General features: G+C 46.2%; 12 protein-coding genes. 9 read left to right on the top strand and 3 right to left on the bottom strand.

Annotation, left to right across the window (positions count from 1 at the left end; translation table 11 throughout):
- Positions 1-20: 20 nt before the first annotated feature.
- Complete coding sequence (locus AC6R10_RS15770; RefSeq protein ID WP_334551889.1) at positions 21-458, bottom strand: DUF3069 domain-containing protein; 438 nt, start codon at positions 456-458, stop codon at positions 21-23.
- Positions 459-627: 169 nt separating this feature from the next.
- On the opposite strand from AC6R10_RS15770, the gene AC6R10_RS15765 reads away from it, so the two are divergent.
- Positions 628-1,557 carry a GGDEF domain-containing response regulator gene (locus AC6R10_RS15765; protein WP_420378199.1) on the top strand — a complete coding sequence of 310 codons (930 nt, stop codon included), beginning with the start codon at positions 628-630 and terminating at the stop codon, positions 1,555-1,557.
- A gap of 69 nt (positions 1,558-1,626) precedes the next feature.
- On the opposite strand, the gene AC6R10_RS15760 is transcribed toward AC6R10_RS15765, so the two are convergent.
- Positions 1,627-2,862: a GGDEF domain-containing protein gene (locus AC6R10_RS15760; protein WP_500672821.1), complete on the bottom strand. Its 1,236-nt coding sequence runs from the start codon at positions 2,860-2,862 to the stop codon at positions 1,627-1,629.
- A gap of 218 nt (positions 2,863-3,080) precedes the next feature.
- Here AC6R10_RS15760 and AC6R10_RS15755 point away from each other — a divergent pair, with 218 nt between their 5' ends.
- Positions 3,081-3,452, top strand: a complete 372-nt coding sequence (locus tag AC6R10_RS15755; RefSeq protein WP_500672820.1) for a late competence development ComFB family protein — start codon at positions 3,081-3,083, stop codon at positions 3,450-3,452.
- 10 nt (positions 3,453-3,462) lie between these two features.
- A complete protein-coding gene (locus AC6R10_RS15750; protein WP_500672819.1) occupies positions 3,463-3,741 on the top strand; it encodes an HlyU family transcriptional regulator in 279 nt (92 codons plus the stop codon).
- Here AC6R10_RS15750 and AC6R10_RS15745 read toward each other — a convergent pair.
- The gene (locus AC6R10_RS15745; RefSeq protein ID WP_487901494.1) at positions 3,734-4,009 is read right to left on the bottom strand and encodes a hypothetical protein; all 276 of its coding nucleotides are present in this window, start codon (positions 4,007-4,009) and stop codon (positions 3,734-3,736) included. The two genes, AC6R10_RS15750 and AC6R10_RS15745, sit on opposite strands and share 8 nt — an antisense overlap.
- A 125-nt stretch (positions 4,010-4,134) precedes the next feature.
- Here AC6R10_RS15745 and pntA point away from each other — a divergent pair, with 125 nt between their 5' ends.
- From pntA to AC6R10_RS15715, 6 genes are all read left to right on the top strand, one after another.
- Positions 4,135-5,682: a Re/Si-specific NAD(P)(+) transhydrogenase subunit alpha gene (pntA, locus tag AC6R10_RS15740; protein WP_334551883.1), complete on the top strand. Its 1,548-nt coding sequence runs from the start codon at positions 4,135-4,137 to the stop codon at positions 5,680-5,682.
- Positions 5,683-5,694: 12 nt separating this feature from the next.
- A complete protein-coding gene (gene pntB / locus AC6R10_RS15735; protein ID WP_500672818.1) occupies positions 5,695-7,071 on the top strand; it encodes a Re/Si-specific NAD(P)(+) transhydrogenase subunit beta in 1,377 nt (458 codons plus the stop codon).
- 175 nt (positions 7,072-7,246) lie between these two features.
- Entirely contained in the window at positions 7,247-8,677 is a 1,431-nt protein-coding gene (gene vxrA / locus AC6R10_RS15730) for a sensor histidine kinase VxrA (protein ID WP_500672940.1), read from the top strand.
- Positions 8,652-9,311, top strand: coding sequence for a response regulator transcription factor VxrB (vxrB, locus tag AC6R10_RS15725; RefSeq protein WP_334551881.1), 660 nt, complete (start codon positions 8,652-8,654; stop codon positions 9,309-9,311). The genes vxrA and vxrB overlap by 26 nt, the downstream gene beginning before the upstream one ends.
- A gap of 1 nt (position 9,312) precedes the next feature.
- Positions 9,313-10,188 (top strand): DUF2861 family protein, encoded by an 876-nt coding sequence (locus AC6R10_RS15720; protein ID WP_500672817.1) that lies wholly within the window; start codon positions 9,313-9,315, stop codon positions 10,186-10,188.
- A 60-nt stretch (positions 10,189-10,248) separates the two neighbouring features.
- A complete protein-coding gene (locus tag AC6R10_RS15715; RefSeq protein WP_500672939.1) occupies positions 10,249-11,379 on the top strand; it encodes a conjugal transfer protein TraF in 1,131 nt (376 codons plus the stop codon).
- Positions 11,380-11,390: the final 11 nt, after the last annotated feature.

The raw sequence follows: 11,390 nt of genomic DNA, 5'->3' as shown, positions 1-11,390 counted from the left end.
AAACGGTTGTGTTGCGCTCATTACTTCGCAAAGACATCCGTAAAGTCGCGTTTAAGAATAGGGTCGCGGCGTGCTTTTTTTATTTGCTTAACCATATCTTTCACACAGTTGTGCAGGACTTGGTCGAGAAGCTGCGCACGGTACTCTTCTTTTTGCTCATCTGTCATCTCTTTGGGCAGATTAAGCGTTGGAAACTCTTCCATTACGTTAAGCCCGGCAAACGCTTGGCTTACCGACACAAGCGCATGGAACTGCTCAAAGTTATCGAGAACATTTTGCGCACTGTTTGGCAGTTGTTCCCAAGATTCGCGCACGGCTTCTTCCGATACTTCATGAATTGAGACGACCATGTTGTGCATAGCTTCTGGTACGCCATCAAACTCAATCACTTGACGAAGTTCAGCGGAAACGGTGGACAGGTCTACGACAGCTTGTTCTGCTTGATTCTCGTCAGACATAAGGATGCTCTCTTTAATTACTAAAATTAGGGCGTTATCGTAAAAAAAACCGTATAAAAGTCAACATAAGTTGGCTGAACATGGGGGGGTAAGGTATGCTTTTAGATAACGGATTACGATATTCATGAATTAAATCAAGGTAGTTAGCGTGGATAAAGCAGGTTCTTCGATGAAAATCTTGCTAGTGGATGACGTGCAAATGGAACGCATGCAGCTAGCCATTCGACTTAAGCAGCTTGGCCATACGGTCGAAATGGCGGATTCTGGCGCCGGTGCTTTGGATATCTATCCTACCTTTGAGCCTGATTTGGTACTGCTCGATATCAGCATGCCGGATATGAACGGCTTTGAAGTTTCATCTCGAATTCGTGATTTATATGAAGAGTGGGTACCGATCATTTTCCTAAGCGGTCACGATGAGCCGGCAATCATTGCTAAAGCCATTGAAGCTGGCGGCGATGACTACTTGATCAAGCCCGTGGATAAAATCGTTCTTAACTCTAAGTTGATTGCCATGCAGCGCATCGCTGCCATGCGTCGTGAATATAAAAAGAAATCCGCCGCCCTCGAAGAGGCCAATCGTCTGCTTGAAAAGTTGGCGACAGAAGATGGCCTTACTAAAGTCGCAAACCGTCGCTCAATCGATGAAAAAACTCGTGAGCTGATTGCGTTTCATGGTCGCCATCATCTGCCGCTCGGGTTCATACTGCTCGATGTAGACCACTTTAAACTTTACAACGACACATACGGCCATATCGAAGGGGACAAGTGCCTTGTTGCCCTTGCGAGTGCATTATCGGGCCTGTTTGTTCGCAATGGCGAAGTGGTGGGCCGTTATGGTGGGGAAGAGTTCATTGTGCTGCTCGGCTATACAGATGAAAACAAGGTTGAGCAAGATGCGCAGCGGATCCACAATACCGTTGAAGCGTTGGCTATCGCTCACGAATCTTCACCCATTCATCAAAACGTGACCGTGTCACAAGGTGTCTATTCCTTTGTTCCTAGCGGAAAAGAGACATTGGAGTCGGTGTTTGAGAAAGTGGATAAAGCTTTGTACCAAGCCAAGGCGTCTGGCCGAAATCGATATGTGATTGTGTGAGCGCTGGTTGCACTCTTCATTTATGCACTCTTTATTTATGTTGAATTTGATTTACGCGTATTGGGTTTATTATGCGTAAGCGACTCGGTTACGCCCAGCCTTTTTCGCTTTATACAAAGCGTTGTCCGCTTCTTTAATCACTTGAGACACTTTGCGCGTTTCCTGGCTGTCGCAGACACCAATACTGATGGTGACGCTTACCGAGTCTGGGTTTTTTGCCGAACCGCGCTGTTTCGTCCCTTGTTTGTTGTCTTTTGGCCGCGCAGATTGATCGCGTAACATCATTTCGTACTCTTCAATCGACACTCTCAACGCCTCTAGATGCTCTTTTACCTGCTCGGCGTACCGCCCTTTAAATATGACGGTGAACTCCTCACCCCCGTAGCGATACACTCGGGCTCTACCGCCCACTTGCTGAAGTTTACTGGCGACTAAGCGCAGCACATCGTCGCCGGTGTCATGGCCATAGGTGTCATTGAACGACTTAAAGTGATCAATATCGAGCATGGCAATCGTAAATTTTCGACCTAGGTGTTTTAAGTCTGACTCAAGTGCCAATCGTCCAGGGATATCGGTCAAACGATCGTTAAACGCCATTTCGTAACTGGCTGACAGTAAGTAAACCAGCAGCAATATGCCTGCAAGAGAGAACATGGTGCTCGAAATAAAAGGCACATGGAAAAAGATAAAAGTCACAGATGCAAGCAGTATTGATGAGTAAATCACCACATCTATAATGCGATTTTTTGCCATGACCAATATCGCGCCACTTAAAGTGATGGCAAACATGTAAAGCACAAGAATCAGTGGGATTCGCGATACGGCGGGTTCGATAAATAAAAATGTTGAGTTGATGTCGTCGAAACCACCATCGTAAAAGTGAGCCAATACGAGGTAGCACCAGACGATAATAAGTGACAGCGTCACCATATAAAGCCCAAATGAGCGAGACATTAAACTCGAATCTTTGTAGGGGTAGACACTGAGTAGTGCAATAGGCAGCAAAAAAGCCAACAACGACAACTCAAGCACTGTCGTGCCGGTCGATAGTGGAGATTGTAGTCGAGACTGTATCAACCAGTAGGCAAGCAGAAGGGTCGTGGCGACCATGGCGATTCGGCTCTGTTTGAACGCGTTCGCTAACGCTATCGCACAAATAAACAGAACAAAAGGCAGTTTCGAGGTGATATCCAGGTTGGCTTGCGTCAATGTGATGACATTGTTCATACCAGACGCGATGAATATCAGTAGCAGTAGCGGAAACGACAACCGAAACCAATTAGCGGAAACTACTGACAGTGACATGCAACAACCAAACCCACAAAAAAAGACATATTGAATAGCAAAAGATAAGAATACTTTGATTTGCTGAAAATCCAAGCTTTTTACTAAACTTAAGTAGCAAATTGGATCATATGTTTAATGTTTGAACACTATCATATCTAAATGACTCTATTGCATGGCAATTTTAGGTAATGTTCCACATACTGATACCAGAAGCATAACGAAAAGGAGTGATTGATATGCAGATTAGCGTTGATGTCCACAATTACATGGAAACCTTAGTTGGACACGTGCTTGCGCGAGAAGAATTTACTCAGAGATTCGACCATGATCAATTGGCCGATTTAGCGTGTCTCGCGCTGAGTCAATTGAGGCCAGTCTACATTCGTTTTGATGTCGACTTTCTCTCTGCACTCCCAGAAGAACGTTTAGTGGCATTAAAAGAGTATGCTGAGACAGCGGTCTTTTCTGCTGTGAGCCTGATCGTTGACGACCGCCGTAAAAATCGTAAAGATGAGATTCCGGTGATCATCAACAAGCCTCGTTTTGATGATGACTTGGAGCTGGAATGGTTTGAGAAACCGATTGTATCCATGAAAAGTCGTAAGTAAGGAGTTATAAATGGGATTGTTTTCACGTCTATTTGGTGGCGGAAAATCACAACAAGCCGTCGCGGTAGAGCCGGTTGAATATAAAGGTTATCTCATTTATCAAGAATCCATTGCAGAAGGCGGTCAATACCGTATTGCAGGACGTATTGAGAAAGAAAAAGAGGGCAAGATCCTAACACACCGTTTTATTCGCTCGGATGTGCTCGCTAGTAAAGACGATGCCAATGAATTGATGCTGAAAAAATCACAAATGTTCATTGATCAAATGGGTGACAGTATTTTTAACTAACAGTTTTCGTTAACAGTGACGTAATAAGACGCGTAATGGGAAAGTAACCCATAGAGAGTGCGCCTGATTGATTATTTTGCTGTGATAACTCCTCAATTTGATGAACATCATACTCTAAGAAGCCATTAGCCGTTATGCTGATGGCTTCTTTGTTTTGGTGAGTAAGATAATTTGTTGTTTTAAAGGAAATTTTTGCTTGCACTGGACGCAACTGGTTTGACCTCCTATCAATGGTTTCTGTCTTGTCCTTTTTGTCGTTCAGACGCACAATCCTTCATTCCCAACGGTTATAACTCATGATTTTTTCAGCAAGTTTTTAAAAAGACTTGCAGTCTGTTTTTACGTTGGATAAAAACAAATCAAACAGTGTTGCGAATAGTCAAGGAATAGCTAATGCAGATTGGTGTGCCAAGAGAGTCGCTCCCCGGTGAGACGCGTGTTGCTGCGTCACCCAAATCGGTCGAGCAATTAATTAAATTGGGGTTCAGCGTAGCCGTTGAATCAGGAGCAGGAGAGAAAGCCAGTTTTGATAATGGTGCGTTTGAAGCCGCAGGGGCGAGCATCGTCTCAACGCAAGACGTGTGGCAATCAGACGTCATTTTGAAGGTCAATGCGCCGATTATCGATGACACGCTGGATGAGTTGGCTTTGATCAAGGAAGGGGCCACGCTGATTAGCTTTATTTGGCCAGCACAAAACCCAGAATTGATGGAGAAGCTTTCGAGCAAAAACATTAATGTCATGGCGATGGATGCTGTGCCGCGTATCTCACGTGCTCAAGCGTTAGACGCGCTCTCATCAATGGCAAATATTGCCGGTTATCGTGCTGTAGTTGAAGCCGCGCATGAGTTTGGTCGATTCTTTACTGGGCAAATTACCGCCGCGGGTAAGGTCCCGCCAGCGAAAGTTTTGGTGGCTGGTGCTGGTGTTGCTGGTCTAGCTGCGATTGGCGCAGCAGGCAGTCTTGGTGCGATCGTTCGTGCGTTTGACGTGCGCCCAGAAGTAAAAGAGCAAGTTCAATCGATGGGCGCTGAGTTCCTTGAAGTCGACTTCAAAGAAGATTCTGGCGCTGGCGATGGTTATGCGAAAGAGATGTCGGATGAGTTTAATAAAAAAGCGGCTGAGCTTTACGCTGAGCAAGCGAAGGATGTCGACATCATCATCACTACCGCACTGATCCCGGGTCGTCCAGCTCCTAAGCTTATCACCAAAGAGATGGTCGACAGCATGAAAGCGGGCAGTGTGATTGTTGATTTGGCTGCGGCCAACGGCGGTAACTGCGAATACACTGAAGCAGACAAAGTGATCACCACAGCCAATGGTGTCAAAGTGGTGGGCTACACCGATATGGTCGGCCGCTTGCCCACACAGTCATCTCAGCTCTATTCAACCAACCTCGTCAACTTGCTCAAACTGCTGTGCAAAGAGAAAGATGGCAACATCACCATCGATTTTGATGATGTTGTTATCCGCGGTGTCACTGTAGTTAAAGAGGGTGAAGTGACTTGGCCTGCGCCACCAATCAAAGTCTCAGCTCAACCAGAGCAGAAAAAAGCGCAGCCAGTAAAAGCAGAGCCGAAAGTTGAAGAACCCACTTCTCCAGTGAAGAAACTGGCGGCGTTAGCTGTGGGTGTCGGTGCGTTTGCATGGATAGCCTCTGTCGCGCCAGCGGCCTTCTTGTCACATTTCACAGTGTTTGTTCTTGCATGTGTCGTTGGCTACTACGTGGTTTGGAATGTTACTCACGCTCTGCATACTCCGCTGATGTCGGTGACCAATGCAATTTCTGGCATTATTGTTGTCGGCGCTCTGTTACAAATAGGTCAAGGCAACGGAGTGGTGTCATTTTTGGCGTTCATCGCTGTGTTGATTGCCAGTATTAATATCTTCGGTGGGTTCACCGTCACCAAGCGTATGCTTGAAATGTTCCGTAAAGACTAAGGAGTAACAAGGATGTCTGCAGGATTAGTACAAGCAGCTTACATTGTTGCTGCATTATTCTTTATTTTAAGTTTGGCCGGGTTGTCAAAGCAGGAGTCTGCTCGCGCAGGTAACTACTATGGTATCGCTGGTATGTCGATCGCGTTGATCGCCACGATCTTTGGTCCTGAATCGCAAGGCTTTGCGTGGATCATAGTTGCTATGGTGATCGGTGGGGGTATCGGCATCCACTATGCGAAGAAAGTCGAAATGACCGAAATGCCAGAACTAGTAGCAATTTTGCACAGTTTTGTTGGTATGGCGGCAGTATTGGTTGGCTACAACAGCTACCTCGACGCACCAGAGGCAGCAACGCATGCCGAGCACGTTATCCACTTGGTTGAGGTGTTCTTAGGTGTCTTCATTGGTGCGGTTACCTTTACAGGTTCCGTGGTCGCATTTGGTAAGCTGCGCGGTATTGTGTCATCTTCACCATTAAATCTGCCGCATAAGCACAAAATGAACCTTGCGGCGATTGTGGTATCAACGCTTTTGATGGTGCATTTCGTCAACGCTGACGGCAGTATGTTCGCACTGCTTGTGATGACGTTGATTGCGTTTGCGTTTGGTTACCACTTGGTTGCGTCCATCGGTGGGGCGGACATGCCTGTAGTGGTTTCGATGCTCAACTCTTACTCAGGTTGGGCAGCGGCAGCGGCCGGTTTCATGCTCGCCAACGATCTCTTGATCGTGACCGGTGCGCTTGTGGGTTCTTCCGGTGCGATTCTCTCCTACATCATGTGTAAAGCGATGAACCGCTCGTTCATTAGTGTGATCGCCGGTGGTTTTGGTCAAGAAGTGGTGATTTCTGAAGATGTTGAGCAAGGTGAGCACCGCGAGACAACAGCAGAAGAAGTGGCCGAGATGCTCAAGAGCTCTAAGTCTGTGATCATCACCCCAGGATACGGCATGGCCGTTGCTCAAGCACAGTACCCAGTGCATGAAATTACCGAAAAACTTCGTGCACAAGGTGTGGAGGTGCGATTTGGTATTCACCCTGTTGCGGGCCGACTACCTGGTCACATGAACGTATTGCTCGCGGAAGCGAAAGTTCCTTACGACATCGTATTGGAAATGGATGAAATCAATGACGATTTCTCAGAGACCGATACCGTGCTTGTCATCGGTGCTAACGACACGGTGAACCCAGCCGCGCTGGAAGATCCAAACAGTCCGATCGCTGGCATGCCCGTGTTAGAAGTGTGGAATGCGCAAAACGTGATTGTCTTCAAACGCTCTATGAACACCGGTTACGCTGGCGTTCAGAACCCATTGTTCTTTAAGGAGAACACTCAGATGCTGTTTGGTGATGCGAAAGAGAGTGTCGACGCCATCTCCAAAGCGTTGTAATCTCCCTTCACAGTACGATAAAGCCAGCGTAATGCTGGCTTTATGCGTTTTAGTGGTAATGATTCCTGACATCAATATTACATTTGAAATGTCTATTTTTGTCATAATGGTTTATTCTATTTCTAACTTACTGATTTAATGAATTTTTACAGTGATTAAACCCGTAAACATACTGATAACTGCTTTGATAACTCTGGCCACGAAGGGGGCGTTCGCGAACTCTTTGCCTGAGCGTATCGACACATTTATTGATATGTTTGACCGCTCTGAGGCGGTGGTGAGTTACGACATTCGCGTACTACAGGCCGATTACCCCACACGCCTGCTCACGCCTGAATCTATGTTGCCGCAAACGGCGTATTATCCTCTCAAAGACATTCAGCGTTTGTATGATCTCGCAAGAGATTGTACCGGTAAGCTACCCCTTAGCCCTCTGGTGACTGAACCTTTGGTGTTTACCCGAACCGTATGCAAAGGGAACACGGTGAGCACTAAATGGTTTGCGCGCAGTGCGCTTATTCATCCGGGCGGCGGAACCTACGCAAGTCGTTACGTTGCACTGCATCCGGAAAAACTGGATGAGCTATCGCAATACATGCACATCAAGGAGCGTCCGCTCGATCCAGAAACGACCCTATTAGGACGATTGCAGCGAATGGATGAGTCTGCCATGTTGGCGCTATTGGCAGGATCCAGCATGTTTTTGGATCGAAATGCACTCTGGCTTCGCAATAATGATGAATATTTAGTGTATCCAGACAATGTTTGGAAAACCTATGTCGATCAGAGTGGTCTAAAAGTAGAGCCGAAATCCACGGCGGTACGCTGTTTCGCACAGCGGGGCAATTTGTGTTGGGATATTGAAGATCAATCAGAGATCTTACGAATCAGTATGGCGGTTTTGGTCGTCGCGAACATTTTGCTGGTACTGGGGTGGTTGACATATCGCTGGAACACCAAGCGCCAAGAAATGAAAAGTCGTATGCTGATTTTGCAGATCTTAACGCACGAACTGCGTACGCCAATCGCCAGTTTATCCCTAACGGTTGAAGGGTTTCGTCGAGAGTTTGAAAAGCTGCCAGAGTCAGTGTATGACGAATTTCGTCGATTATGTGAAGATTCTAGGCGATTGCGCCAGCTGGCCGAAGCCAGTAAAGATTATTTGCAATCAGATAACAAACCATTGGCAGCAGATTGGGTACCATCTGTCAGCGAATGGCTTGAGTTCAAATTAGAAGAAGAATTTGGCGATAAAGTTGAGTTCTTAATTAACCAAGATGTCGCGGCAAAGCTCAATGTCTACTGGCTAGGGACTTGCATCGACAACTTAATCCGCAATGCCATTAAATATGGCGTTGCTCCTGTTCAACTTGAGGTTGAAACCTCAGTGGACATGATTACGCTAAAGGTCAAAGACCAAGGCCAGTTAACCCATAAAGATTGGCGCAATTTGCGCAAACCCTTTGTGAGTAAAAGCGGCCTGGGCTTAGGATTAACCATAGTTGAATCGATGGTCGGACGTATGGGCGGAACTATGAACCTCATCGGCCCACCGACAACATTTATATTGGAGATACCCTGTGAAACAGACACTGCTTCTCGTTGAAGACGACAAAAATTTAGCTGACGGCCTACTAGTTAGCCTTGAACAAGCAGGTTACGAATGTTTTCACTCTGAAACCATTGCGGACGTGGCACAGTACTGGGATAAAGCAGACTTGGTGGTCCTTGATCGCCAATTGCCTGATGGTGATTCCGTAGCGCACTTAACCGATTGGAAAAAAATAAAAGATGTTCCAGTAATCTTATTGACGGCTCTGGTAACGGTAAAAGACAAAGTCACAGGTTTAGATGCCGGTGCGAATGACTATTTAACCAAACCTTTCGCTGAAGCGGAACTATTTGCTCGAATTCGTGCGCAGCTGCGCTCTCCGGACGCTGAAGCACAAGATGATTCGAAAGTGACGACCAGCGACTTGGTGATCGACAAAGCGACTCGTGAAGTTTTCTACAAAGAAGAATCCATCACCTTAACACGTACAGAGTTTGATCTCTTGTTGTTTTTAGCCAGTAACTTAGGCCGCGTGTTTACTCGCGACGAACTGCTCGATCACGTTTGGGGATACAATCATTTTCCTACCACACGTACGGTTGACACACATGTATTGCAGTTACGTCAAAAACTCCCAGGTCTAGAAATCGAGACTTTGCGCGGTGTTGGATACAAAATGAAAGCCTAATATGAAGATACGGGCTCTCTTATGGGGTGCACTCATTGCGAGTGCACCTGCACTCAGCGATACTGCGCCTTGGTTTGAGGACAACACACCGTTGACTCAAGCTCATAAGCATCTACTCAACAATAACTTGTCGGGTATGTTTTCTTCATTGGTGGAAGTTTGGCAACTCGAATCAACCTCAAACCTATCAAGCCACCTCAATTCGTTACTCCTTCAATCGCTTGAAGTGGACTGTGGAAAAGGCCTAGATACCAATCCCACGCCCACGTGGATATCGTCGGTTGTCATCCGCCGCACTAACATTGAAAGCCCTGGGCGCGATGCGTTTCGAGCCATCGTCGAAGTGGATTCAGAAAAACCCATTCGAGATATTACATTAACCCAATGGGTATCTCGTAATATATCCACTGACAACACTTTAACTAAGTTACCGGGTAACGAAAGTGGGCTGAGTAAATACATTAAGCGATACAACTTGAACAGTCGTTTACCTATGGGGCTCTATCGATTGGACGTCACTGCTGCCGACCAATCCTCTTGGAGTGCTTGGGTGCTGCTTGGCGAACCCAATGCTGCGATTGATGTTCGTTGGAAATCAAAGGATGAGTGGAGTATCGATCGCACCGCATTACTCAACCCGCACTGCCCATTGCCTAAGCTAGAAACGGGGATTTATGACTATGTGGATGGCAAATACAACCAAATTTGGACAGAGGTACATGTTTCCGATTTTCCGACTGCGCTGAAACCGAATGTCGTGCCAGCAGGTCGTTACGTGTTGGCCGTTTCCATCAATCAACAACGTTGGCAGGGGCCAATAATAGTTGAACAATCCCAAATTATCAGCAAAACCTATGATGTTTCTGTAGAGGAATAGTTAAAGTTCATAGACAATAAGACGATATAAATGAATGGAACTGAAAAGATTTATATCGCTATGGATAATAAAATTAAACTCTTGAGCCTCTCTATTGCTCTGGCTGCCACGTCAGCCTCTGCCGCCAACTACGCCATTGAAGCACGTGGTGATGCCATGGGTGGCGTAGGGGTGGTATCCGCCAATTTTCTGACTGCACCGTTCTACAATCCCGCGCTTACCGCTATTTACCGTCGCAATGATGATGTCGGTATGATCGTGCCTTCTTTTGGTCTCTCGTATAGTGATCAAGATAATATGGTGAATGATCTTGATACTGTATCAGAAATTATTGAATCAGCAGATCCCAGTCGCGCCGGGGAGTTAGAACAAGCTCTTGATGATCTTACCGGTGACCAAGCAAAATTAGAAATGGGAGGAGTCGTAGCATTCGCAATCCCAAACAGTTTTATAGCTGCGAATGTTTTTGGAAAACTTTACACCGAATCTTATGCGACTCCCGACATTTCCGATGCTGTGGATCTCGAGACTCGGGTAGACCAGAGTAAGGTGAGAGCAGTATCGATAGGTGTTGCGGAAGCCGGGATATCTTTGGCGAAATATCAAACATTTTTGGGCCAACATATTTCCTTTGGAATATCTCCAAAGCTGCAACGAATCTATACTTATGTGTATGAAGCGGACCTAGAGAGCTATGACATAAAGGATGTAAGGGAAAGCGGAACTGGCGAAACCATGTTCAATATGGATGCAGGTTTCTTGTGGTTCCATGGCCCGTTACGCGCAGGTATCTCTGCGACCAACTTGATCAGCCGCGACATCGAAACTAAGGCGACTCCAATCTCTGGACGTACTTATCAATATCAACTAGGACCGCAATACACCGTTGGTTTTGGTTTAGTTGCTGACTACGCGACAATTAGTGTTGACTACGACCTTAATGAAGACAAACGTTACACTGACTTTGAAGACAATACACAAATGCTCAGAATTGGTGGCGAAATTGATATCATGCGTCAGTTAAAGCTGCGAGCTGGATGGAAACGCAATCTTGCGTATGACAATCAAGATGACACGCTGACAGCAGGTATAGGCATATCGCCATTGAACCTGTTCCAACTCGATATTGGTGCAAGCTACACCAATGAAGATTCTATGGGCGCCTTTATTAATTTCTTAGGCAGTTACTAAAGGCGAGGGTA

The sequence above is a fragment of the Vibrio sp. R12-SG2-ISO1 genome, from assembly GCF_059834045.1.
This window is presented reverse-complemented; position numbering and strand designations above follow the sequence as displayed.